Origin of the sequence: Pseudomonas sp. CBC3 (assembly GCF_037967085.1) — a bacterium.
Classification (GTDB): Bacteria; Pseudomonadota; Gammaproteobacteria; order Pseudomonadales; family Pseudomonadaceae; genus Stutzerimonas.
Window position 1 is genome coordinate 1 of record NZ_JBANEO010000008.1, and the last position, 23,779, is coordinate 23,779.

A 23,779-nucleotide genomic window follows, 5' to 3' on the forward strand; every position below is an offset into this window, starting at 1 on the left:
CGCTGCGCAGCGGCAAACGGGCGGCGGCGATCATGAGCCTGATCCAGTCGGCGCGGATGAATGGGCATGATCCGTACGCCTACCTGAAGGATGTGCTGATGCGGCTGCCGACACAGCGGGCCAGCGAGATTGGCCAACTACTGCCGCATCAATGGGCACCCGCCTGAATTACGCAAGGTGAGTTCGGCAGACGCTTACTGCGAAATGGCCGCCGTCGTTCACTGATTTGCAGGAGTGTGCCATAGACATCAAAAATTACGGCTTCTATCAAAACAGAGCACCTGCGCTTAGGCTTTGCACGGTTCGGTATTCATTAAAAGAAAGCGGCCGGGCTTCGGATAAGGGAGGCATAGGCTAGGCCAGCAAGCGGTATTCGCGCGAGCTACTTTTTTCAGCAGCTCGCTTCAGCATTCGTACGACCTGACATACCGGAGAACCTGACAGAAATGTAATGGTTACTTCAGCCTTTGGTCAGGACGCTTTGCATATATTGGTTGTCGGACGCTGTAAGCATCGGAAAAACCACAAACGTCCCCGCAGTAGGCTGTTCGTTGCTAACCAATCCATAAGGAGCCCGCATGACCTCCTCGCATTGCCATCATCAGCCTGACCAAACGAAAGGCTCTGCAGGACTCACAGACCCCGTCTGCGGGATGAAGGTGAAAGAGGACAGCGAGCATCAAGAGCACTATCAGGGAAGCACTTACCGCTTCTGCAGCCAGGGTTGCCAGACCAAGTTTCGTTCTGATCCTGCTAGATATCTCACTGCACAGCAGGCTCATGGGTCATCGCCTCAGGCATCCACGCCGCCCGCACAGAAGGCGTCCGCCGGTGATGCAACGACCGAGTACACCTGCCCGATGCACCCTGAGATCCGCCAAATGGGTCCAGGTGATTGCCCTATCTGCGGGATGTCATTGGAACCTCTGATCCCTGAACTCGACGAGGAGGAGAATCCCGAACTCAAGGACTTCTCGAAGCGATTCTGGTGGTCTCTGCCCCTGACCGTAGCAGTGACCCTGTTGGCCATGGCGGGACATGCACTTCCGCTGTTTCACGGCGCTAGCCAGAACTGGGTTGAACTAGCCCTTACGACCCCGGTTGTCTTGTGGGCAGGCTGGCCATTTTTCGTGCGCGGTTTCGCATCTGTTAAGCATCGCAGCCCAAACATGTGGACGTTGATCGGGCTTGGCACAGGGGCTGCGTATATTTACAGCATCGTAGCAACCGTCTTACCGAGCATATTTCCAGAATCATTCACAGTGGGCGGCCGGATAGGCGTTTATTACGAAGCCGCCGCGGTCATCATTTCCCTGACGCTTTTAGGGCAGTTGCTCGAATTGAAGGCCCGCTCCCAGACGTCCTCGGCAATCAAGTCCTTGCTTGGCCTATCGCCCAAAACAGCTCGCCGTATCGCCAAGGATGGTTCCGAGGAGGACATTCCGCTTACACATGTTCACGAGGGTGACCATCTGCGCGTTCGTCCTGGTGAAAAGGTACCGGTGGATGGAGAAGTATTGGAGGGCGAGAGCGCCGTCGACGAATCCATGCTAACGGGCGAGCCCGTCCCGGTGACGAAGCGGACAGGCGATGCGCTCATCGGCGCGACGATGAACACGAGTGGCTCGCTTGTCATGCGAGCCACTAAAGTTGGCTCCGGGACCATGCTTTCACAAATCGTCCAGATGGTTGCGAATGCACAACGCTCAAAAGCACCCATGCAGCGGATGGCGGACACGGTTGCTGGTTATTTCGTGCTGACGGTCATCGGGATTGCGCTGTTGACCTTCTTTGCATGGGGCCTGTTCGGACCCGAGCAGGGCTGGGTATTCGGCCTGATCAATGCAGTTGCGGTTCTGATTATCGCTTGCCCTTGCGCACTTGGCCTGGCGACGCCTATGTCGATCATGGTTGCCACAGGCAAAGCGGCTGGAAGCGGAGTGCTTTTCAGAGACGCAGGCGCCATCGAGAATGTCCGTAAGGTAGACACGCTGATTGTCGATAAAACTGGAACGTTGACCGAGGGCCGACCTGTTTTCGATCGGGCGGTAGGCGTCACGCCGTTCGATGCTCAGGAAGTCATCCGTTTGTCTGCCAGCTTGGATCAAGGTAGCGAGCATCCCCTAGCCCACGCCATCGTGGACCATGCGAGAAGCGAGGGTATTCAGTTGGTAAAGCCTGAAACCTTCGAGTCAGGGTCAGGGATCGGGGTCCGTGGTCTGGTGGAAGGCAAGCAGCTACAGCTAGGCAACACCGCTCTTATGGAAGACGCGGGTGTTAGCGTCGAGCCGTTGAAAGACCAAGCAGAAAAAATGCGCGAAAGCGGTACCAGTATTGTGTACCTGGCTGTTGATGGGGCACTTGCCGGCTTGCTGGCCGTATCGGACCCAATTAAACCGACTTCCAAGGAAGCTGTAGCTCGGCTCCAAGCGGAGGGCGTGCAAGTCATCATGGCCACCGGCGACGGGCTTACCACTGCCCGCGCGGTGGCTCGTGAGCTATCGATCGATGAAGTGCATGGCGAAGTGAAGCCGCAGGACAAGGAGGCGCTGGTGGTTAAGCTACAAGCCCTCGGTAAAGTAGTCGCCATGGCAGGCGACGGAATAAATGATGCGCCCGCTCTCGCTAGGGCTGACGTAGGCATTGCGATGGGTACGGGTACTGACGTGGCGATGAACAGTGCCCAAGTTACGCTGGTTAAAGGTGACCTGATGGGAATACTTCGCGCCCGTACGCTTTCGGTGGCAACAGTTCGCAATATGCGTCAGAACCTTCTGTTTGCCTTTATGTATAACGGTCTGAGCATCCCGATTGCTGCAGGGCTGCTCTATCCGTTCTTTGGACTGTTGCTGTCTCCGATGATTGCTGCCCTGGCCATGAGCCTTAGCTCAGCATCGGTTGTGTTTAACGCTCTCCGGCTCCGTCAAGCGAGTGTAGTTTGAACCGTGCCGGCTTAGGCTTCGGTTGCGAAGCGATCGATTGCCTCATTGATTGCTCATGAATTGCCCCGTAAGCTGAAAAAATATGAAGTCCTACATGCGCTCCTTCCTTATCCTGCTGCTAGTGCTTGCGCTTCCGATCAACGGGATGGCGCAATTGCTCATGCCGGTTGGGTCGTCAGCGCATCATGTAATGCTTGATATGGAAGGCATGGAGGCCATGGCAGCCAGCCACGCGTTGATGTCTGGCGTCAGCGGCGCTGAGCCCGAGTGCTGTGAAGGGCATGAGCAAGGGAAGACGACCGTCTGCAAGACGGGGCAAGAATGCAAAACCCTCAGCCTCCTTCAGATCGTTGCTGCGAAGGCGCAGCTGGTCCCTGCTGCTAGACCCGTGACCACGCCCTATAACGACCAAATCCCTTCTCGTCTTCTGGACGTAGTCTGGCATCCACCCCGCGTCTGATCCCGATCAAATTCTAGGAACCGCCCGGATGTGAAGATTCGGGCCGGCTACCGCGCGCCTTTGGCTCGCATGGAAGATCAGGAACTCTTTTTTAATGAAACCCCGTATCCGCTGGGCGCCTCCCTACGTGGCCGCCTTGATCATGGGCGCGCTCTCATTTTCCGAGCTCGCATCAGCTCTAACCTTAGAACAAGCCCTGAGCTTGGCCGAGCAAGACGCGCCTTCGCTGGATGCGCAAGCCGCCAATCTCCAAGCCGCGCGCAACGCTGCAATCCCTGTCGGCGAGCTCCCTGACCCCAAACTTAGACTTGGGCTGCAAAACGTACCCATTGAAGGTGACTCACGCTGGCAATTGGACCAAGAGGCCATGACCATGCAAATGGTTGGGGTCATGCAAGATGTTCCAAACCGAGCGAAAAGGCGCGCCCGTGTCGAGGCTGCGCAGGCTAGTGTTGCGCTCGCAGACGTTCAGCAAACCATTGAACGTCTCAGCGTGCGCCAGGCTACTGCCGAGGCATGGATCGCTAGCTTCGCGGTCGAGCAGAAACTGAGTCTTTTCAAACAGCTCTACAGTGAGAATCAGCTGTTTTCCCGGGCCGTTCAGGCGCGCATTGCCGGCGGCGGTGGGCAAACCGCAGACAGCGTACTTCCGAAGCAAGAGGCAGCATTGCTTGCTGATCAAGAGGATGAGCTGATGCGCAACCAGGTTGTTGCGCGGGCCGACCTCCGCCGTTGGATAGGCGAGCCAGCAGACCAGCCGCTTACAGGCGACTGGCCGCGATGGCTTACCGACGTTGATCACTATCAGCACAACCTGAACCGCCATCCGGCTTTGCTCGCCTTCGACCCGATGACTCGTGAAGCTGAGGCAAAAGTTCGCCAGGCCATCGCTGAGAAAACACCGGACTGGAGTTGGGGAGTCGATTATCTACGTCGCGGCAGAGAATACGGCGACATGGTCAACCTCAGCGTCAGTTTCGACCTGCCGCTGTTTACCAGCTCTCGGCAGGATCCAAAGATCGCGGCTGAGCGAGCGCGCCTCACACAGATCGAGGCGCAGCGTCAGGCGATGTTGCGTATGCATAACCAGGAGCTGGCCGCCGACCTGGCTGAATATCAGCGCCTTGACCGCGCATTCGCACGTGTTGAAGAAACCCTACTGCCACTCGCCGAGGAAAAGGTCCGCCTTGCCATGGCGGACTACCGCGCCGGGACCGGCGAACTGACCGCAGTGATCGATGCGCGCCGCCAGCTCGTTGAGACTCGCCTGCGTCGTATTGACGTAGCCCGCGACCGATCGCTGAGCAACGCCCGCCTGCATTTTGCCTTTGGAGATACCCGACCATGACATTTCTACTCAAGCGGCTGGCCGTCGTCCTAAGCCTTCCGCTGATTATCGTTACTGTGGGCATTGTCGGTCTGTCTACCTCTGTGTTTGCGCAAGCGGAAGGCGAAAAGGAGGTGCTTTATTGGTACGACCCCATGTATCCGCAACAGAAATTCGATGAGCCAGGCAAATCCCCCTTTATGGATATGGACCTGGTTCCGCGCTATGCCGATGAAGGCGGTGACGGGGCGTCGATGAGCATCGATCCGAGCGTGACGCAGAACCTGGGTATGCGCCTGGCGACCGCAACGCGCGAATCGATTAGCCAGTCGCTCGAAGCGACAGGCGCATTGATGTTTGACGAGCGAGACGTGGCTGTCGTGCAAGCGCGCTCCGGGGGCTTCGTCGAGCGCGTTTACGACCGAGCGCCGGAAGACGTCATTGAAAAAGGCGCGCCGTTAGCCGATCTTTTGGTTCCCGAATGGGCTGCTGCACAGGAAGAGTACCTGGCGCTCAAAGGGATTGGCCAACCCCAACTGCTCGCGGCGGCCCGACAGCGGTTACGCCTTGCCGGCATGCCGGCAGATGTCATTGCTCAGCTGGAACGCACCGGTAAGGCGCGCCCCGTATGGACCGTAACGAGCCCGATCGGTGGCGTGTTGAACAGTCTCGATGTCCGCGAGGGCATGACCGTCCCCGCCGGCGCCTCTCTCGCACGCATCAATGGGCTGGACTCGGTTTGGCTAGAGGTTGCGGTGCCTGAAGCGCAGATCACAAATTTAGCGCCGGGGCAGTCGGTGACAGCCCGCCTCCCTGCTTTTGCGGGTGAAACGCTGGAAGGCACGATCCAGGCGGTACTGTCGCAAGCCAACCTGGATAGCCGCACTGTGCGTGTCCGGGTCGAACTGCCCAACCCGCAGCAGCGGCTTCGCCCCGGCATGACGGCCGAGGTGACATTGAGTCGCAACGTTGAAGATGCCTTGGTCATCCCGTCCGAGGCGGTCATTCGCACCGGCCGGCGCGCATTGGTGATGCTGGCTGAGAATGAAGGCCGTTACCGCCCAGTTGAGGTCCGCATCGGTCGAGAGTTCGATGACAAAACAGAGGTGCTCGACGGGCTGGAAGCCGGTCAGCAGGTCGTGGCGTCCGGTCAGTTCCTCCTGGATTCAGAGGCGAGCCTACGCGGGCTGACCGCTCGGGGTCTGGAGCAGACGGCACCGCCTGTCAAACCTGCTTTGCACGAGGCTGAAGGTACGATCGTCAGCCTGGAAGATGGCCTGGTTGGCCTGTCGCATGGGCCGTTCAAGACGCTGAACATGCCTGGGATGACCATGTCCTTTCCGGTTGCCGATCAATCTCTGCTGTCAGGCTTGCAAGTGGACGACCGTGTCCGTGTTGGCGTGCGTGAAAGCGACGAAGGCCTGGTCATCGAGCGCATCGAGAAGCTCGGGGGCCAACAATGATCGCAGCCATAATCCGCTGGTCAGTGGCCAACCGCTTTCTGATCCTACTGGCTACTGTGTTCGCGGTGGCTTGGGGTGTCTGGTCGGTCAAGAACACCGCTGTTGATGCGTTGCCTGACCTTTCCGACGTTCAGGTCATCATCCGCACGCCATACCCGGGGCAGGCGCCTCAGATCGTTGAAAACCAGGTCACCTACCCACTGACGACGACCATGCTGTCTGTCCCCGGCGCGAAGACAGTCCGCGGCTACTCCTTCTTCGGGGATAGCTACGTGTACGTCCTGTTCGAGGACGGCACCGACCTCTATTGGGCCCGTTCGCGGGTGCTGGAGTACCTGAGCCAGGTGCAGAGTCGGCTTCCCGCCGCCGCCAAACCCGCCTTGGGACCTGACGCCACGGGTGTCGGTTGGATCTACCAATATGCTTTGGTAGACCGAACGGGCAAACATGACCTCTCGCAGCTGCGCTCTGTGCAAGATTGGTTCCTGCGCTATGAACTCAAGACACTGCCCAACGTGGCGGAAGTCGCGCCCATAGGCGGGATGGTCAAGCAGTACCAGGTGGTACTCGATCCCGTACGCATGGCCAGCAGAGGCGTTACGCAGCAGCAGATCGCAAAGGCGATCGATGAGGCCAACCGTGAAACCGGCGGGAGTGTTCTGGAACTCGCCGAAACCGAGTTCATGGTCCGTGCGACCGGGTATCTCAAGACACTCAAGGACTTTCGAGCCATTCCTTTGCGTCTCGAAGGCGGCGTGCCTGTGACGCTAGGGGACGTTGCGCATATCCAGCTCGGCCCGGAAATGCGCCGGGGTATTGCCGAGCTTGATGGCGAAGGTGAGGTAGTCGGTGGAGTCGTGATCCTGCGTAGCGGCAAGAACGCTCGGGAAACCATCGCTGCCGTTCAAACCAAGCTCGATGAGCTCAAAGCGAGCCTTCCCGAAGGCGTCGAAATCGTCACGACGTACGACCGTAGCAAGCTGATCGACAGTGCCGTTGAAAACCTCACGCACAAGCTCATCGAGGAGTTCATTGTCGTTGCGTTGGTTTGCGCGATTTTTCTGTGGCATCTGCGCTCGTCGTTGGTCGCCATCGTGTCGTTGCCGATCGGCATCCTGATTGCTTTTGTGATCATGCAGCGGCAAGGCATCAACGCCAACATCATGTCGTTGGGTGGCATCGCGATCGCCATCGGAGCGATGGTCGATGCAGCAATCGTCATGATCGAAAACGCCCACAAGCACATTGAGGCCTGGCACAAGCGGCATCCTGACTCCACCTTGAAGGGCCAGGAGCACTGGAAGGTCATTACTGACGCGGCTGTTGAAGTGGGGCCGGCATTGTTCTTCAGCCTGCTGATCATCACGCTGTCGTTCATTCCAGTGTTCACCCTGGAGGCGCAGGAAGGCCGGCTGTTCGGTCCACTGGCGTTCACCAAAACCTATGCAATGGCAGCGGCCGCGGGTCTGTCGGTAACACTGGTTCCGGTGCTCATGGGGTATTGGATACGGGGCAGGATTCCGGATGAACACCGCAATCCACTCAACCGTGGCCTCATCTGGATCTACAAGCCGGCCCTGGACGCGGTACTGCGCTGGCCCAAGATGACTCTGCTGGTGGCTGTTCTGGTCTTCCTGACAGGCTTGTGGCCGGCCTCTCGCCTTGGTGGGGAGTTCTTGCCCCCGCTGGATGAAGGTGACCTCCTTTATATGCCCACTGCGCTTCCAGGCCTCTCCTCTCAGAAGGCTTCTGAGCTACTGCAGCAGACGGACCGGCTCATAAAAACGGTTCCAGAAGTTGCACACGTGTTCGGTAAGGCTGGTCGAGCCGACACCGCTACAGATCCCGCCCCGCTGGAAATGTTCGAGACGACCATTCAGTTCAAGCCGAAGGATCAATGGCGCCCTGGGATGACGCCTGACAAGCTGGTTGAGGAGTTGGATCGCACCGTACAGGTACCTGGATTAGCCAATCTGTGGATCCCGCCGATTCGAAACCGTATCGATATGCTGGCGACGGGTATCAAGAGCCCGATCGGGGTGAAAGTGTATGGCACTGACTTGGCACAGATCGACAAAGCCACCCAGGCAGTGGAAAAAATCGCCAAAACGGTGCCTGGGGTCAGTTCGGCGCTTGCTGAGAGACTGACCGGCGGCAGGTATATCGATGTGGATATCGATCGTGTCGCCGCCGCACGCTACGGCCTGAATATCGCGGACGTGCAATCGATCGTGGCCGGTGCCATCGGTGGTCAAACCATTGGTGAAACCGTGGAAGGGCTCGCCAGGTATCCGATCAACCTCCGCTATGGCCGCGAGTGGCGCGACTCGATATCCGATCTGCGCAACCTACCGATCTACACGCCGCAAGGCAGCCAGATCACGTTGGGGACCGTGGCCAAAGTACAGGTGACAGACGGACCGCCCATGCTTAAAAGCGAAAACGCAAGGCTGTCGGGCTGGGTTTACGTCGATGTTCGTGGCCGCGACATGGCGGCTGTGGTGGGCGATCTGAGGGAAAAGATCAGCAAAGGGGTCCAGCTCGAATCCGGCATGAGCATCAGCTATTCCGGCCAATTCGAATTCATGGAGCGCGCTAACGCGAAGCTGAAGCTCGTCGTTCCGGCTACCTTGCTGATCATTTTTGTATTGCTCTACCTAACGTTTGCCCGCTTTGGCGAGGCGCTGCTCATCATGGCTACGCTGCCATTCGCTCTGACCGGGGGCGTCTGGTTCCTATATCTGCTCGGGTACAACCTATCCGTAGCGACAGGAATCGGATTCATCGCACTGGCAGGCGTTTCTGCTGAGTTCGGCGTCATTATGCTGCTGTATTTGAAGAACGCCTGGACGGATCGGGTTAACGCTGGAGCCCATGGCGAAGGCGTCCTGCTCGACGCCATTCGTGAAGGTGCTGTCCAGCGAGTGCGCCCCAAGGCCATGACCGTCGCCGTGATCATCGCTGGCCTGCTGCCCATCCTTTGGGGCGGCGGGACCGGCAGCGAAATCATGAGCCGTATTGCCGCGCCCATGGTGGGCGGGATGATCACCGCGCCGTTGCTCTCCCTGTTCGTTCTGCCGGCAGCCTACCTGCTGATGCGCCGCCGACAATTGCAGGCCCAGCACGCAACCAAACCCACTGGAGAACATCCATGAATATCAAGCACATCACTCTCGCCACACTGTTTCTGGTACCGGCCGCCTATGCTGCTGACAAAGAGCCTATGCAGGGTATGCCGATGGATCACAAAAGCATGAACATGCCGATGGATCACAAAAGCATGAACATGCCGATGGATCATAAAGACATGGATATGCAGATGGGCCAGAAACCAGCCGGACAGACGGCCACTGCGACCGGCACGGTCAAGAAGGTAGATACGGAAAAGGGAACCGTCACTATTGCCCACGGCCCGGTCGAGGCGCTGGGTTGGCCATCTATGACGATGGGTTTCAAAGCGAAGCCTGATCAGCTCCAAAAGTTAAGAGAAGGAGACCAGGTCGAATTCGAGTTCACCTCGAAAGGCATGGATTCCACCATTACGCGTATCGAAAAACGGTAAGCACAGAAAGCGACCGCCGCAGACGCGGCGGTCGTACCAACAAAAAAATGAGCGATTACAGCTTTGTAACCTTGGCAACAGCTTCTTGTAAGTAGCAAGCCTTTAATCTACAGGCATCAACTAACCAAGAGGTGCAAACCATGAACCGTATAACCAAAGTAATCGTTCCTTTTATTCTGACCGTTGCGTCTTCTCTTGCAATGGCCGAAGGCGGAAGCGATCGGACAATGCATCGCCTAAATGATCCTGCAGGATCCAATCTCACTCTTAAAGAGCTTGTCAAAGAAGGCAAAGTGCTGAGCATCGCACCTGCAGGGGCGACCGGTACGACTGAAATGATTCAGAACTATCGGACTACTGCAAAAGTTCAGACATATGAAATGAAGGTAAAGACCCCAGACGGGGAGATTCATACGGTGGAATTTTTGAGCGCACCGGTAGGCGTAAACAACGGCTAACCTGCAAATTAAATATTCGAGGGTAATGATATGAGCAGCCTGTTTTCGAGAATGAAAAGTGTACTGCAGCGCAATCCGATCGTGACCGGTCTAACCGTAGCTGTGGTTGGCTACATGCTCCTGAACCAAAGCACTGGGGCGTTGGCAACGACGCTGCCAAGCCTGCTCTTTCTCTTGCCCTGCTTGTTGATGATGGTCGTATGCATGAAGCATATGTCTAGCGGTAAGTGCGACAAGCCCAAGGAGCCCAACGTTGGCGAAAGCACCTTGTTAAGCAAGAGCGAATAACCCACTGAACTTGGAGATTTAACATGCGAAACACCATTACAGTAACAGCAATTGCAATCACCCTGGCGAGCGGACTGAGTTTCGCAGCGGCAGATAAAGCGGACCAAAGCCATTCAGAAACCGGCATGATGAGCGGCGACAAGCATATGGAAATGATGGGCGACATGCGTGGAATGATGAAAGAGTGTCGTGAAATGATGGAGGCGGCCAAAGCCGGCCACTCGCAAAATGGGGAAAACCCAGACGCTGCCTAGGATACGAGAGTGCGAGCAACTATGATCGAAGCAGGTCGGGCACCTTTTCTGGGTGCCCACCTGCTTTTTTGTGCGTGATGGCCTAACCAGGACCGTACTGATGGGAAAAGTGTCACTGACGAGCAGAATGGCGATAGCTTTCATGCTCGTGGTTACGGTTGTGCTGTTGGCCGCCGCAATCAGCTTCAATTATTTTTGCCAGCTCCATTTCGAACGCAAAGACGCACAGGTGCTGAATGAAAAGGCTGCTGCAGTAGAGCGTATGCTACGCGGCAGTTCAGAATTCGGGCCTGAGACCGCTTCAAGGATCGATGCCGTTATTGAGCACTCCTTTGGCTTCGCGACTGCGGTTGTAGTAGACGGTAAGACGGTTTACTCCCATCACAATCTGTCTGAGAGCTTGCTACCTCTTGTCACAGACATCCAAGAGGAACGCTGGACGGTAAGTTTCGGTGGCCACCAGTACAGCGGAATTACCAGAAAAGTAAATCGGTGGGTAGAAGGGCAGGACACTGTTATCTATTTGGCTTTGGATGTAACGCACCGAATCCACTTCTTCGATATGATTCAGCAGTGGTTTGCTTATACGCTTGTCGTTAGTGCACTTCTGAGTGGCGCGTTAGGTGTTGTTCTGATCAGGAAAGGCTTAAAACCAATAGACGAACTGTCCAAGACTTCTTCTACGGTAACCGCCCACTGCTTAGATACCAGAATTCCAACCGAGTCGGTGCCAGGCGAGCTGCATGAACTCGTAGACAACTTCAACGAAATGCTTTCGCGCTTGGACGACTCTTTTCTCAGATTGTCAGGTTTCTCAGCGGATATCGCGCATGAGCTAAGAACGCCGCTGAACAGCATGCTTACCCAAATGGAGGTCGCGCTCTTGCGCGACCGCGAGAATACCGACTACAAAGACATTTTGTATTCCGCCCTCGAAGAACTTAGGCGCATGTCAAAGATGGTCGATGACATGCTGTTTCTCGCCAAAGCGGACAACGGGAAGATTACGCCCAATGCCGAAGATGCCAGCATGGCTGAGATTACCGCGAGCGTTATCGAATATTACGAGCTTGCAGCCGAGGACAAAAAGGTAGAAATCGCGCTTTCAGGCGATGGATCGGTACATGGCGATAAATCGATGCTGAGACGGGCCGTCTCAAACATAGTCTCTAACGCAGTTCGATATGCAGAGGAAGGCAGCACCATCAGCGTTGAAATAAGCGAGAGCGGTGGCTCGGTTTGCACAGCCATATCCAACCGAGGCACAACGATTCCAGCCGAGCTTCAGGCCCGAGTGTTTGATCGATTCTATAGGGTCGACACCGCAAGGCGCGAAGGAACCACCATGAATGCGGGCCTCGGCATGGCTATCACTCGTTCGATAGTCGAAGCGCACAAAGGGCGCATCGCTTGCGAATCAGCTGAGGGGCATACGACTTTCACAATGACGCTTCCAAAGCTTATGTCTAGTTAATGGCAGAGTGCCAGCAACGACCCTGACCTACGCTCATAGAAACGCCAGGCTGAACCGAAAGAGGCCGAGACTTTCGAAGCTGTATGTTTGGTTCTGGAGGTTCCCGTGCAAGCGTCCTCATCGAGAAAATGCGGTACGACAGCCGCAGCGCTCAACGAAGCGTGCTTCTGCGTAAGCCTAGATCAAGCTGCGCTCGCAGACGCATTGACTGAACAGCTTGGGGATCCAGAGCTGTCGGAGCTATTGAAGTCACGTTGCCCCCATGTATTTGCTGCACGACCGGTCTTTGTTTCATCCTTGCAGCTGAGCCAGGTGAGTGAGGTTATTCAGGCCATCGAGCAGACCGTGAGCTTGCCGGGTTGGCGAGAGCATGCTCTGGATTCTGCGCCTCCTATTGCGCGACACGACCCTCGGGGTGCGCGGGGCGTCTTCTTTGGCTACGATTTTCATCTGGAAGAGGACAAGCTGGGGCTTATCGAAATAAACACAAATGCGGGCGGAGCAATGCTAAACGTATTGCTCGCCCGCGCTCAGCGCAGTTGTTGCAGCGGCGTAGTCGGACTATCGCCAGGTCAGGAAGGGGCCGACGGCTTCGAGCAGTCGATTCTGGATATGTTCGTCCAGGAATGGTCTGCGAGCGGCGAGCAGGCACCGCTCAAGCGCGTGGTGATTTTGGATGAAAGCCCACAAGCCCAATACCTGTACCCGGAGTTTCTTCTTTTTCAGCGGTTATTCGAGTCAGCAGGAATCGACTGCATAATCGTAGACCCAGCCGATCTAGCCTTTCACAACGATTGCCTCATGATCGACGGAAAGCCTGTGGATCTCGTCTACAACCGACTCACCGATTTCTATCTGGAACGCGACAATTGCAGCGCGCTGCGCAGCGCTTATTTGGCTGATGTCGTGACGGTAACGCCACACCCTCAGGCCTATGCCCTTTACGCCGACAAACGCCGGCTGGTTGACCTAACCAACACACTTTTTTTGGAAGAGATTGGCGTCGATCAGCAAGTCCGAGCCGTGTTGGCCCAATACGTCCCGCTTACTGTCCCGGTCGAGCATCGCAATGCGGAGCAACTCTGGGAGAGACGCCGCAGCCTCTTTTTCAAGCCTGTTAGCGGTTTTGGTAGTCGCGGGGCATACCGAGGAGACAAGCTCACCAAGCGTGTGTGGGAAGAAATCGTTGGCGGAAACTACGTGGCCCAGTCCCTCTTGGCTCCTGGCGAGCGTAGAACTATCGCTGACCCTCAGGTACGACCAATGAAGTTTGACCTGCGCGCATACGCTTATGCTGGCAAGGTGCAGTGGAACGCTGCCAGGGTCTACCAAGGCCAGACAACCAACTTCCGAACAGAGGGGGGCGGTTTTGCTCCTGTGTTTACCTTAGGTGAGGAAGAGGAGCGAACCGGTTCCACAGAGCAGCGGTCGCACGCCTCGTTCACGTTCTTGCTTGACGAAACCGGCGCCGTAGATGAACTGCCGCACCCACAATATCTGGCGTTGGTTCGAGCTGAAAAGGCTACCTCAACGCTTGCCGGTAAACGTTTCCGATTGGCCGACTGGTATGTGGCAATAGAAGATGGCCGTCCTTCCAAAGTCATCCGAGAATGGTACGGCTGGGTAGCGTTCGACGAAGCTGGTGGTTACCACCCTGAAGCTGATTCGCCGAACTGCAAGTCAGACAGTGCAGGCAATATAGACTCATCCGCACTACCGACACCGGAAGAGCACGATCGAATCGAGAGATTGTTGTTTCAAGCGAATAATGGCCTGTCTTGCAAGCCCCTGAGATAGGCCTAGGGCGCTCGTCTCAGCGAGCAGGCCCATCAGAATTGTACCGTCCAATGATTCATGCCGCTCAGGCCGGTCAGACTCGACTCCATGCCCATGTTTCGTCTGCTTTCTTATAATTAATTTAACGCCCTATTGGTTCATTCTTCGATAGCGTCAGCGCGTCAAGTCCACTTATCAAACCCGCGCTACCTAATGGGCGCTTAAGCTGGGTGATGATTACATTTCTGTAAGCTTCCAAAAAAATCGAAACCTCACAACTCTCGACTTGTCCTTTTTAAGTGACACCGCAGGCTGGTTTCTCTTCCTCAAACAAACCAATGGGCGAGGTACACAGTGAGGTCGAACAAGAAATGTATAGCTACTGGTGTAGCCGCTGGGATCGCTGGAACCCTGTTGCTGGGTGCTATTGTCGGGATTACCGTTGTTTACACGGGGGCCTATAACGTCGCAGCGACGGAAGACCATCAACCATTAGTGCGCTGGGCTTTGGACACGACTATGAAATCGTCGGTTGCGGATGGTGCATCTTCCATTAAACCGCCCGCGCAATTCAGTGCAAAAACGGTTTCTGAAGGTGGCAGTGCTTATCAAGCCATGTGCCAGCATTGCCATGGGGCACCCGGTGTTGAGAAAAGCGAGTGGGCTCGGGGAATGCTGCCGCAGCCCCCACACCTTCCCGACGTAGTTCCTGAATGGAAAGCCAATGAGGTGTTCTGGCTGGTGAAGCACGGCGTTCGAATGAGCGCAATGCCCGCGTTCGGCCCGACCCACAACGACGACGAAATCTGGGCGATAACAGCATTCGTGATGCAGCTTCCAGGCATGACTGCGCAAAAATACGCTGAGTTTGGAAAAAACGATTCGGCCGTAGCCCCCCATTAAAGAGGAACTAGTTCATGCAAATGTCTTACTGGCGCTTTGCAGCGATGATAGCAACTTCGACCCTCATCATGTATGGCGTTATGTATTTAAATACATACGCATTTGAACATGTTCTATGGAGCGAGACCCGCGTTTGGATGGCGTTAGTGATGGGCGCGGTGATGGCCGTAGTTATGCTCGCATTCATGCTTAATATGTATAAACGAAAATCGGTTAATATTGCCATATTCGCAGGCAGTGCAGCGGCCTTTGCTATTGCGCTGTGGCTTGTTCGTAGCCAGGCAACGGTAGGCGACACGGAATACATGAAGGCGATGGTTCCCCACCATTCCATAGCTATCATGACAAGCGAGCGCGCTCAGATTTCAGACCCTCGGGTCCGCAAACTGGCTGACGAAATCATTGAGGCTCAGCGCCGAGAAATAGCTGAGATGAAGTTTCTCATCCATGATCTAGAGAGGGCTAACTGATGCAACTGTATCGAGCACCCGCTATAGCCCGGGCCATTCTTCCCAAGACCATCATGACGACCTTCGCTCTGGCACTCACTGCTTGTGGTGACCCGGCTCCTGGTGAAGGCCTGGATAAGCCAACAATGCGGCCCCCCCTACCTGAAGTGGTAAGCGCCCGTGACGCTATAGGAAGTCCCGACATTCCGTCTATTGACCCGCAAACCCTTGATCAAGCGGAAGTAGACAAGGTACTCGGCTCAGGCCCTTACTGCACTTTCGTTTATACCGCGGAAAGCCCACCCGTAGTCGCGATCAAGCATGATGGGGAAAGCGGGGGCGCCAAGGGGGTTATAAAAATTCATGGCAAGTTGGTACAGCTGTCCAGCGAACCAACTCAAGGCTATTCTGCGCTCTTTGGCGGGGCCTCCCTCGCCGCCGAAAGCATCAACGTCAATGTAGCGTTGGGGAAAGACGGGGCCGTGCAAAAGCCTACAGGCGAAAAATCTATCGCAGATCTGAATTTTGAGCTTGATCAGGGCCTGATGATTGGCTATCGCGGATGGTACGCCTGCGAGAAACCGCCGCGGAGTTAAGTACTAACGCGTCACGCAGGTCGACGGGCTCCACATGGAGGCGCAGCCGGCTCTCCACGCCCGTTTCATCCCCATAGACCCGAAGCAAAGACCACCCATCGCGGCATAGCAAGGCTGAAAAAAACGCGACGTTGCGCTACCGGCGGTTGTAGGACATAGCTGGCTCGATCCTCCTCAAGGGGAATGCCTTGCGCTTTGAGGGTGAGCAAGTCTATCTGCTAAACGAAATGCTGCTGGACACAGATCGATTCGATCTTGGCTATTGCGAGTTTCGTATGCGCTTTTTTGATAAGCCTTGTACGTCTGATATCAAGCGCGCGAAGTTTCTTATTGTTCTCCCCAAGCGGCTCTGGCACACCAATCTCGGTTGTGCCAGAGCAGGAGTAGATAGGCGTTACGCAGCCATGCGCTCGCATTCTTCAGCGCACTTCATACACGCTTTGGCACACTCTTGGCAGTGATCCACTTGATGTTTTGCGCATTCCTCTCCGCATGCACGGCAGATCTTGGCGCAAAGAGCACAAAATTCTTTAGCGTACTCACTTTCGCGACTCATCAGTGTGGCGGCCAACCTACAAATGTCCGCGCAATCGCGGTCAAGCTCGATGCAGCGAGCCATCATTTTTACGTCATCCTCACGCAGGCAAGCAGAGGCGCACGTTTCGCATACTAGGGCACAGTTCGAACAAGCTTGGATACAGGAAGCGAACATTGAGTTTGTCATTGTGTTCTCCAGGTTTCGAAAGTTGTATGTCGCCGGTGCCTACTAGCCGAATACACCCATAAGCGTATTAAGCAGGCACAAAAAATACGACAGGCTCCTATCTAACCCGTTTCGACCAACTTCATTACAATGCTGTAAGGTTCGTCCAACCGCACCGGGGATCTATGCGGGCGCGGTTGGGGGGCGACAAGCCAATAGATTGCCTGGCCGGCTTCGCTAGCCTGTTCTAGATGATGAGTGGGGTATGGCAAGCTCCCTGTCGCCACGACTGGGAGCCCTTACTGGGGAACCGCCGGAGCGAAAGCCGCTTAACTACGTGAGTTACTAGCCCTGCGGCCTAGCGTCTTGGGAATCAATCGCAGAGCCCTCCGGTACCGTTGCGTCGACTAGGATGGCCTAGGGCCGCCCCCTCTGCTTGTGCTGAGGCGCCTTTCTAAGAGCCTGGTCAGAACCGCGTAGGCACACATACCGGATGTTAGTGCTCGTGTTGCTTCCCGTCTGCGTGCACATGGTTTTCTGAAGGGGATTTGCCTTCGGCATCGGCATCGGCACTGTCACTGCCATTGCTGTGCTCTACCGCCTGGGGCTCGTCGGAAGCGTGATGGTCATCGCTTTCGCTATCACCATGATGCCCGGAGCCTGATTGGCCGGTTGCTCCACCCGAGCTGCTAGAGCCATGGTGATCCGAGCTGCTACTGTTGTCCTGATGATGATCGTCCGTGGTCATCTCACCATGTTGATCACCGTGCCCAGCTGGGGTCTCCCCACCACCATGCTGATGACCACCGCTAGACGCAACGAGCGCTCGATACGCTCCTTCATCTAGCTCAGGAAGCTTCTGCAGGAAAGCCACCATCCCCCATATGTACGGGTCAGCCATGCTTTTACCCCACGCAGGCATACCAGTGGCCTTGATGCCATGCTTGATGACCCAAAATGTTTTTGCTGGGTCATCGTATGGCCCCGCTTCAGCCAGGCTGGGTGGAGCGGGATAAAGGCCATTGCTTAGCTCGGTCTCAGCCATGCCTGGCGCCAAATGACAACCCACACACATCGAGTCGTAGTTCCCCGCCCCGGCGCGGATTTGGTCTTCATCGTCGAGAGATGGCACGGCTATGTCTTCGGAGCGAGCCTCAATCGAGCGATTGCGAGCAGTTTCCAGGAATGCGTGCACGACTCCCGTATGAGGATCATCCGCGGCAACGCTAATCAGTCCTGAGAAAACAACTCCGGCCACTACCAACAGGCCTAGAGCACAGAAGGCAGCGAAGCTAATAATTATTCTTTTCATCGAGGGTCCTTAAAACCAAAGCCTGATGCCAGCAACGAACCGCGCCTCATCTAGGTCTTCGCCGTCATCTCTCGCCATATCAGCGGTATTACCGTATGCCCGGCTCCACGTGACGCCGATGTACGGTGCGAACTCACGAACGATTTCGTATCGGAGGCGGAGCCCCACCTCTGTATTTGCGAGACCAGCGCCCACTCCGCGTGCAGGATCGTCCTTGCCATAGAAATTGAGCTCGGCAGTCGGTTGGAGGATGAGCCGGTTAGTGAGGAGAATGTCGTACTCGCCTTCAAAACGTGCTGCTGTCTGCCCACCTTCACCGACGAAGGCGGTGGCTTCCGCCTCAAACCCATACAGAGCCATCCCCTGGACGCCTAAAGCCGCCCACGTCTGCGGCGACTCTGGCTTAAAGTCCTGGCGAACACCTGCTACCACATCCCACCAGGGGCTGATGGCACGCCCGTAGAGCGCCTGAATTTCCGCGTCTTCAGTAACGCCATTCGTTCGCTCACCTTCCGAGCGAAACCAGAATCGATTGATATCGCCACCAACCCAGGCAGTAGCTTCCCAACTGAGGGTGCTACCTTCATTTGCGTTCTGGTACTCAAGTTGATCTAGCAGAAGAAACCAGGCCAGATACTTGTCATGGACCGTATGACCTTGAAGACCAGGGAAAGCCGCTTCTCTATCCGCATCGGTCAATACTGGAATGAACGAGGGATGAACCATGCCGGGCATTTCGAGCGTATCGTCATGCTTCATTTGGCCATGGTTCATCTTGCTATGGTCCATCGCACCATGACCCATTGCGGAGTGGTCCATTTGCCCACCGGAGCCATGATTCTTAGCTGCGGGCTTGGCTGAAGATGCAGGGGCTTGAGCTGCCTCAGTGGGAGGGGTTTGATGCATCGAGTGATCCATCATCTCGGCAGCGTTGGCTGTCCCTCCAGCCGCTGCGCTCAACGAAACTCCGAGCGCAATCAGAGCAAAGCGACAAGATCTAATGGTCATGGTGTGAATCCACCTTAGCACCAGTAGCCTTCGGGTCATGACCCATTTTGCCGTGGTCCATATCACCATGGTCCATCGAGCCATGATCCATGTCGCCGTGGTTCATTTCGGAATCAGAAGTTTCTGGTGCCTGAGATGCCGGCTTGTTGACCGGGTTTTGCGACGAAGCCGATGATTGCTTGTGTTGATCATGTTTTTGATCTGCAAACGCAGCTGACATATTCATTATGCCCAGCAAACTGAATATAAACGCGCTGCCGATAAGAGTCTTACGCTTCATAAAATTTCCCATATAAAGTTCCTCTTACTCATCCACTCGGACTTCACGAAACATGCCCATTTCCATGTGAAGCAGTAGGTGACAGTGATAAGCCCAACGCCCGAGTGCATCAGCTGTCACGCGGTAGCTGCGCTTTGAACCTGGAGGCATGTCGATCGTGTGCTTGCGAACCATGAAGTTTCCGTTCTCATCTTCAAGATCGCTCCACATACCATGCAGATGAATCGGATGGGTCATCATGGTGTCGTTAACCAACGTGATGCGTACTCGCTCGCCATATTTGAGCCGCAGGGGCTCCGAATCAGAGAACTCTATGCCGTCAAATGACCAGGAGAACTTCTCCATGTGGCCGGTGAGATGGAGTTCGATCGTCCGACTTGGCTCGCGGCCGTCCGGATCCGGGAAAGTGCTGCTCAAGTCGCCATAGGTCAGGACTCGGCGGCCGTTGTCTCGTAAGCCAATACCGGGATCGTTTAGCCTATGAGTCGGGCTCATGGTCTGCATATCCACCAGTGGGTTATTGGACTCTGAGGGCGGGTGCGATTGCATACCTCCGCTCATACCCGCCATCCCAGAGTGGTCCATCCCTGACATCCCAGCCATTTTGCTGTGATCCATTCCGGACATTGCGCCCATGCCGCCCATTCCCTGCATGTCACCGTGGTTCATACCGGACATGTTGCTATGGTCCATCGCACCCATGTCGCCCTGCATGCCGCCGCCATGGTCCATGCCCGCCATACCGCCCATACTGCCGTGATCCATCCCCATATCGTCCATGGTGATTAGCGGTCGAGGATCGGTTTCTGGAACAGGAGCGCTCAGCCCTTCGGCAACCGCTAGCGTGCCACGGGCGTACCCTGTGCGGTCCATCGATTGGGCGAAGATCGTGTAAGCCTGCTCGGTTGCAGGCTCGACAATCACATCGTAGGTCTCTGCCACGGCAATGCGGAATTCGTCGACGCTAACGGGGTTGACGTATTGGCCGTCGGCTGCGACTACAGTCATCTTCAGCCCTGGAATGCGGACATCGAAATAGCTCATGGCCGAGCCGTTGATGAACCGCAGACGAAGCTTCTCGCCGGGCTTAAAGATACCGGTCCAGTTCCCGTCGGGTGCTTGGCCGTTCATTAAGTAGGTATAGGTGTAGCCACTTACGTCGGCGAGGTCGGTGGGGCTCATCTTCATCTGAGCCCACATCTTCCGATTTGCAATCGTTGCGGCCCACCCGTCTTCGCTCACATCGTTAATGAAGTCTCCGACAGTGCGCTTATGGAAGTTGTAATAATCGGACTGCTTCTTGAGCTTAGAAAGGATTCGAGCAGGATCCTCATCGGACCAATCAGTCAACATCACCACATAGTCGCGGTCATAGCTGAACGGTTCGGGATCCTTCGCATCGATGACCAACGGACCATAGACACCAAGCTGCTCTTGTAGGCCTGAATGACTGTGGTACCAATAGGTACCGTTCTGTTTAACCTGAAACTTGTAGACATACATGCCATCGGGAGCGATGCCGTGGAAGCTCAGTCCAGGCACGCCATCCATGTTGGCCGGCAGGATCATGCCGTGCCAGTGAATGGATGTATCTTCGCTCAGCTTATTCCTGACCCGCAGCGTGACCGTATCCCCTTCACGCCAACGAAGAAGCGGTCCTGGAATAGTGCCGTTGATGGTCATTGCCGTCCGAGCCGCGCCGGTGATGTTGACCGGCGTCTCCCCAATCAGTAGATCGAACTCCGTGCCGGTTAGTACGCTGGGCTGGCCGGGGCTACTCACTGCCCAGACCGGAGCTCTCCACAAACCAAGACCGCCAAGGAGGCCTGCGGCAGTCAAGCCTTTAACAAAGGTTCGCCTAGAGGTTTTACGTTGCATGTGTACGTTCCAATCAAGCTAAGGAGCCAAGCCGAAACCAGCCCTGAGGGTTGATGTTGCCAGCGTTAATTGATCTTAAAAGCTCGGGCACGGTGTCTTATCAAGCGACTCGCCTTTATTCGTAAATATGGCATGCCTGAGAAAGATGCGTGATTACATTTTTGTAAGCTTAAAACGCATCAAAAGCGATCAAGAAATCACCTGACCACGTCGATTTCTGTATGGAGGCTGCGCAATAGCTTTACCTTGGGACGGAACTTTTGATTTATTTGAAGGATGTGGCTGCAATGATGCTCATTGAAAGTCGAACATCAGAAATCTAATAGCGGCTGCCTTCCAATCACTATATTTCGACCACGCTTCTATTGTTTCCAATTTATGTCGCATAGTTGGCGATGCCGCTTAAAAATGTGAGCGGCTAATACGACTTCGCTAGTTCTTCCAACTGAGGCTGCAAGTGGCAACACCATGGCAGCTACAACGTTCGTAGAAGCTGCCATAGTTACCAGAGCCGCATGGTTAAATTTGCATAAGGCTTCGCATTAGCAGTTAGCGTGAGCGTGCTTCGTTGAAGCTGCCTTTGAGACTACCTCCTGAGATTGGTCCTTCTTGTCAGCCTGATAACTAGCGATCGCTAGCTGGCGAGCCTGCTCCAGACGAGCAAAGGTACGATCACCACCACCCTCTGCCATCGCATAGGTAGAGCTTGCCGCGATGGCGAGCAGTACGGAAAGAAATCTGAAAAGTTTCATCGCTTGTTACCTCGTTGAAAGACATGAACTACCCAGCACCGCTCTAAGCAGAGTCTTGGGCTAGGGCTTGTGTCTAAGCTAACCGAGCGTTCCTGTCAGATCCCTGATCTAGACATTACGGTTTCGTCAGTAATGCAGGCAAGCAGTTAGCGAAAGCGAAAGCGTGTATGCGCTTTTCGTTCTGACAATAGGCCTTGTTTCCTGCCGGCAAAAAAAAGGCGCCATCTAGGCGCCGATAGGCCAAAGGAGCATGGAAAAGGCCAAAAAGCAGAGTGTGGGAGCAACTGCTGATGTAGACGTTAGCGCTACAAGCTGTCAGACAGATGATGCGGGCATTACGTTTCTGTAAGGTACTGGCTGCAAGATCTGAGAGTCGGCACACTGTGATCTCAATGCAGGCGGAGTACTTTCAATGAAGCTTCTTGTTGCTGAAGATGAGCCGAAAACGGGCACCTACCTACAGCAGGGGCTCACTGAGGCGGGCTTCACTGTCGATCGGGTTCTGAATGGGACCGATGCTGCTCAGCATGCGCTTAATGCGGCATACGACCTGCTCATCTTAGATGTGATGATGCCTGGTTTGGATGGGTGGCAGGTTTTACAGAAAGTCCGCGCGGCCGGTAATGAGGTCCCCGTGCTTTTCCTCACCGCCAGAGATGGGGTACAGGATCGCGTAAAGGGGTTGGAGCTGGGCGCTGATGATTATCTTATCAAGCCGTTTGCATTCTCCGAATTGCTCGCCAGGATCCGTACGTTGCTTCGCCGCGGCAACCATGCTCCCAACCAAACGATACTCAAGCTCCTCGACCTTGAGATGGATCTGCTGAGACGTCGGGTTACGCGCTCGGGGAAACGCATAGACCTAACCGCCAAGGAATTCGCACTTCTTGAGCTATTGCTTAGGCGTCGCGGGGAAGTCCTGTCCAAATCGCTCATTGCCTCCCAGGTATGGGACATGAACTTCGATAGCGACACCAATGTGATCGAGGTGGCGGTACGGCGGCTGAGAGCGAAAATTGATGATGAATTCGAGCCGAAGCTCATACAAACAGCTCGTGGGATGGGCTATTTGATCGACGCGCCAGACGCCTAGAGTGTAATAGCAGCTATCTTCTCTCGATGGGCCAACTACTCTACCTGGTCTGTCCCGGGCCGAGCCTAGCCTTCTGAGTTATACTTATTCAGTGGCGGCAGGAAGAAGATGGGTCGCTGCGGGGGCGCTATCAAAATGTCAGTAGATTTGATGCTTGTGCCCTTGCGGCGCTTAGTTTTGCCATCTTTGCCGATCGCCAGCAGATCACCGGTCGCGACAGCCATACCGAGCGCCTGCTTTACACGAAGCTCGTCAGCCATGGTGTAATTGGTCAATCCACTCATCAGGCCCAGAAAAGGTTGCCGTTCAACCTCGTAGACCTGCTTAGGCAAGAGCTCTGAAAGCTCGCCACGGATGCGGTCATCCGTGGCATCGTCGAAGTGGTGCTCATCCAGCAGCAAATCGTGCTGACCTGTCACGGCGATATCCCGATTGGCGTCGTAACCAAAAAAGCTGGAAGGCGACAGCATATGGGAAAAGTTGTTGCCGTATTTCCAGTGGATCTTCTTCATCACATCATTAGCGCGGTAGTTGTTCGCCAGATGGATAAACCAATAGGCCATCGGGTTGCTGCCGGCCGGACGAATGAAGAAGACGGTCATTGCGGATTCCACGCTGACTCGGACACCCATTCCACGCGCACCCGGACAGTGATTCCACGCTGATCCGGACACTCATTCCACAAGCATCCGGACACCGACTCCACGGTCATCCGGACACTTTTCTGGCAGGCAGCCACGCAGGATTTATTCACTACCATCGATCTCTTTTTCGAAGCAGAGAGGTCGTTGTGGAGCGTTT

22 protein-coding genes and 1 pseudogene are annotated in these 23,779 nt (G+C 55.4%); 16 read left to right on the forward strand and 7 right to left on the reverse strand.

All coding sequences use genetic code 11. The annotated features are described in order from the left end of the window. The 15 genes from V6943_RS19765 to V6943_RS19835 all read left to right on the forward strand — a co-directional run. Positions 1-167, forward strand: a 167-nt coding sequence (locus V6943_RS19765; protein WP_340555135.1) for a transposase domain-containing protein, incomplete at its 5' end; no start/stop codon positions are given. Between the two features lie 411 nt (positions 168-578). Further along, positions 579-2,942 (forward strand): heavy metal translocating P-type ATPase, encoded by a 2,364-nt coding sequence (locus tag V6943_RS19770; protein ID WP_256057983.1) that lies wholly within the window; start codon positions 579-581, stop codon positions 2,940-2,942. An 82-nt stretch (positions 2,943-3,024) separates the two neighbouring features. Then, positions 3,025-3,402, forward strand: a complete 378-nt coding sequence (locus V6943_RS19775; RefSeq protein ID WP_100549739.1) for a hypothetical protein — start codon at positions 3,025-3,027, stop codon at positions 3,400-3,402. A 94-nt stretch (positions 3,403-3,496) separates the two neighbouring features. Next, complete coding sequence (locus tag V6943_RS19780) at positions 3,497-4,750, forward strand: TolC family protein (protein ID WP_100549738.1); 1,254 nt, start codon at positions 3,497-3,499, stop codon at positions 4,748-4,750. Further along, positions 4,747-6,192: an efflux RND transporter periplasmic adaptor subunit gene (locus tag V6943_RS19785; RefSeq protein WP_100549737.1), complete on the forward strand. Its 1,446-nt coding sequence runs from the start codon at positions 4,747-4,749 to the stop codon at positions 6,190-6,192. The genes V6943_RS19780 and V6943_RS19785 overlap by 4 nt, the downstream gene beginning before the upstream one ends. Further along, a complete protein-coding gene (locus tag V6943_RS19790) occupies positions 6,189-9,347 on the forward strand; it encodes an efflux RND transporter permease subunit (RefSeq protein ID WP_100549736.1) in 3,159 nt (1,052 codons plus the stop codon). Before V6943_RS19785 ends, V6943_RS19790 begins: the two co-directional genes overlap by 4 nt. Continuing rightward, positions 9,344-9,754 carry a copper-binding protein gene (locus V6943_RS19795; protein ID WP_100549735.1) on the forward strand — a complete coding sequence of 137 codons (411 nt, stop codon included), beginning with the start codon at positions 9,344-9,346 and terminating at the stop codon, positions 9,752-9,754. Before V6943_RS19790 ends, V6943_RS19795 begins: the two co-directional genes overlap by 4 nt. A 140-nt stretch (positions 9,755-9,894) precedes the next feature. Beyond that, positions 9,895-10,212 (forward strand): co-regulatory protein PtrA N-terminal domain-containing protein, encoded by a 318-nt coding sequence (locus V6943_RS19800; protein ID WP_045423048.1) that lies wholly within the window; start codon positions 9,895-9,897, stop codon positions 10,210-10,212. Positions 10,213-10,242: 30 nt separating this feature from the next. Further along, the gene (locus tag V6943_RS19805) at positions 10,243-10,500 is read left to right on the forward strand and encodes a DUF2933 domain-containing protein (protein WP_041015594.1); all 258 of its coding nucleotides are present in this window, start codon (positions 10,243-10,245) and stop codon (positions 10,498-10,500) included. Between the two features lie 23 nt (positions 10,501-10,523). Beyond that, positions 10,524-10,754: a hypothetical protein gene (locus V6943_RS19810; RefSeq protein WP_041015593.1), complete on the forward strand. Its 231-nt coding sequence runs from the start codon at positions 10,524-10,526 to the stop codon at positions 10,752-10,754. A gap of 100 nt (positions 10,755-10,854) precedes the next feature. Beyond that, a complete protein-coding gene (locus V6943_RS19815; protein ID WP_256057981.1) occupies positions 10,855-12,228 on the forward strand; it encodes a heavy metal sensor histidine kinase in 1,374 nt (457 codons plus the stop codon). A 204-nt stretch (positions 12,229-12,432) separates the two neighbouring features. Beyond that, on the forward strand, positions 12,433-14,025 hold the full coding sequence (locus V6943_RS19820) for a hypothetical protein (RefSeq protein WP_256057980.1): 1,593 nt from the start codon (positions 12,433-12,435) through the stop codon (positions 14,023-14,025). A 393-nt stretch (positions 14,026-14,418) separates the two neighbouring features. Continuing rightward, entirely contained in the window at positions 14,419-14,907 is a 489-nt protein-coding gene (locus V6943_RS19825; RefSeq protein WP_226930360.1) for a c-type cytochrome, read from the forward strand. Positions 14,908-14,921: 14 nt separating this feature from the next. Next, positions 14,922-15,377, forward strand: coding sequence for a DUF305 domain-containing protein (locus tag V6943_RS19830; protein ID WP_100550036.1), 456 nt, complete (start codon positions 14,922-14,924; stop codon positions 15,375-15,377). Then, entirely contained in the window at positions 15,377-15,952 is a 576-nt protein-coding gene (locus V6943_RS19835) for a DUF6692 family protein (RefSeq protein WP_221103347.1), read from the forward strand. Before V6943_RS19830 ends, V6943_RS19835 begins: the two co-directional genes overlap by 1 nt. Positions 15,953-16,346: 394 nt before the next feature. Here the strand turns inward: V6943_RS19835 and V6943_RS19840 are convergent, their stop codons facing one another. From V6943_RS19840 to V6943_RS19865, 6 genes are all read right to left on the reverse strand, one after another. Then, positions 16,347-16,676 (reverse strand): four-helix bundle copper-binding protein, encoded by a 330-nt coding sequence (locus V6943_RS19840; RefSeq protein ID WP_100550038.1) that lies wholly within the window; start codon positions 16,674-16,676, stop codon positions 16,347-16,349. Between the two features lie 475 nt (positions 16,677-17,151). After that, the gene (locus V6943_RS19845) at positions 17,152-17,967 is read right to left on the reverse strand and encodes a c-type cytochrome (protein ID WP_256058801.1); all 816 of its coding nucleotides are present in this window, start codon (positions 17,965-17,967) and stop codon (positions 17,152-17,154) included. A 9-nt stretch (positions 17,968-17,976) separates the two neighbouring features. Then, positions 17,977-18,975 (reverse strand): copper resistance protein B, encoded by a 999-nt coding sequence (locus V6943_RS19850; RefSeq protein WP_256058800.1) that lies wholly within the window; start codon positions 18,973-18,975, stop codon positions 17,977-17,979. After that, the gene (locus tag V6943_RS19855; protein ID WP_177429599.1) at positions 18,965-19,255 is read right to left on the reverse strand and encodes a hypothetical protein; all 291 of its coding nucleotides are present in this window, start codon (positions 19,253-19,255) and stop codon (positions 18,965-18,967) included. The genes V6943_RS19850 and V6943_RS19855 overlap by 11 nt, the downstream gene beginning before the upstream one ends. Positions 19,256-19,279: 24 nt before the next feature. Beyond that, entirely contained in the window at positions 19,280-21,133 is a 1,854-nt protein-coding gene (locus V6943_RS19860; RefSeq protein ID WP_200598892.1) for a copper resistance system multicopper oxidase, read from the reverse strand. 542 nt (positions 21,134-21,675) lie between these two features. Further along, positions 21,676-21,885, reverse strand: coding sequence for a co-regulatory protein PtrA N-terminal domain-containing protein (locus V6943_RS19865; protein ID WP_046164453.1), 210 nt, complete (start codon positions 21,883-21,885; stop codon positions 21,676-21,678). A 412-nt stretch (positions 21,886-22,297) separates the two neighbouring features. Here V6943_RS19865 and V6943_RS19870 point away from each other — a divergent pair, with 412 nt between their 5' ends. After that, entirely contained in the window at positions 22,298-22,978 is a 681-nt protein-coding gene (locus tag V6943_RS19870; RefSeq protein WP_046164454.1) for a heavy metal response regulator transcription factor, read from the forward strand. A 65-nt stretch (positions 22,979-23,043) separates the two neighbouring features. Here V6943_RS19870 and V6943_RS19875 read toward each other — a convergent pair. Continuing rightward, a pseudogene (locus tag V6943_RS19875) lies at positions 23,044-23,580 on the reverse strand (three-Cys-motif partner protein TcmP); the annotation flags it as partial. Between the last annotated feature and the right edge of the window lie 199 nt (positions 23,581-23,779).

Coding starts and splice junctions, on each gene's coding strand:
- V6943_RS19770 (WP_256057983.1), top strand. CDS start 579: ATGACCTCCTCGCATTGCCATCATCAGCCTGACCAAACGAAAGGCTCT.
- V6943_RS19775 (WP_100549739.1), top strand. CDS start 3,025: ATGAAGTCCTACATGCGCTCCTTCCTTATCCTGCTGCTAGTGCTTGCG.
- V6943_RS19780 (WP_100549738.1), top strand. CDS start 3,497: ATGAAACCCCGTATCCGCTGGGCGCCTCCCTACGTGGCCGCCTTGATC.
- V6943_RS19785 (WP_100549737.1), top strand. CDS start 4,747: ATGACATTTCTACTCAAGCGGCTGGCCGTCGTCCTAAGCCTTCCGCTG.
- V6943_RS19790 (WP_100549736.1), top strand. CDS start 6,189: ATGATCGCAGCCATAATCCGCTGGTCAGTGGCCAACCGCTTTCTGATC.
- V6943_RS19795 (WP_100549735.1), top strand. CDS start 9,344: ATGAATATCAAGCACATCACTCTCGCCACACTGTTTCTGGTACCGGCC.
- V6943_RS19800 (WP_045423048.1), top strand. CDS start 9,895: ATGAACCGTATAACCAAAGTAATCGTTCCTTTTATTCTGACCGTTGCG.
- V6943_RS19805 (WP_041015594.1), top strand. CDS start 10,243: ATGAGCAGCCTGTTTTCGAGAATGAAAAGTGTACTGCAGCGCAATCCG.
- V6943_RS19810 (WP_041015593.1), top strand. CDS start 10,524: ATGCGAAACACCATTACAGTAACAGCAATTGCAATCACCCTGGCGAGC.
- V6943_RS19815 (WP_256057981.1), top strand. CDS start 10,855: ATGGGAAAAGTGTCACTGACGAGCAGAATGGCGATAGCTTTCATGCTC.
- V6943_RS19830 (WP_100550036.1), top strand. CDS start 14,922: ATGCAAATGTCTTACTGGCGCTTTGCAGCGATGATAGCAACTTCGACC.
- V6943_RS19835 (WP_221103347.1), top strand. CDS start 15,377: ATGCAACTGTATCGAGCACCCGCTATAGCCCGGGCCATTCTTCCCAAG.
- V6943_RS19840 (WP_100550038.1), bottom strand. CDS start 16,676: ATGACAAACTCAATGTTCGCTTCCTGTATCCAAGCTTGTTCGAACTGT.
- V6943_RS19845 (WP_256058801.1), bottom strand. CDS start 17,967: ATGAAAAGAATAATTATTAGCTTCGCTGCCTTCTGTGCTCTAGGCCTG.
- V6943_RS19850 (WP_256058800.1), bottom strand. CDS start 18,975: ATGACCATTAGATCTTGTCGCTTTGCTCTGATTGCGCTCGGAGTTTCG.
- V6943_RS19855 (WP_177429599.1), bottom strand. CDS start 19,255: ATGAAGCGTAAGACTCTTATCGGCAGCGCGTTTATATTCAGTTTGCTG.
- V6943_RS19860 (WP_200598892.1), bottom strand. CDS start 21,133: ATGCAACGTAAAACCTCTAGGCGAACCTTTGTTAAAGGCTTGACTGCC.
- V6943_RS19865 (WP_046164453.1), bottom strand. CDS start 21,885: ATGAAACTTTTCAGATTTCTTTCCGTACTGCTCGCCATCGCGGCAAGC.
- V6943_RS19870 (WP_046164454.1), top strand. CDS start 22,298: ATGAAGCTTCTTGTTGCTGAAGATGAGCCGAAAACGGGCACCTACCTA.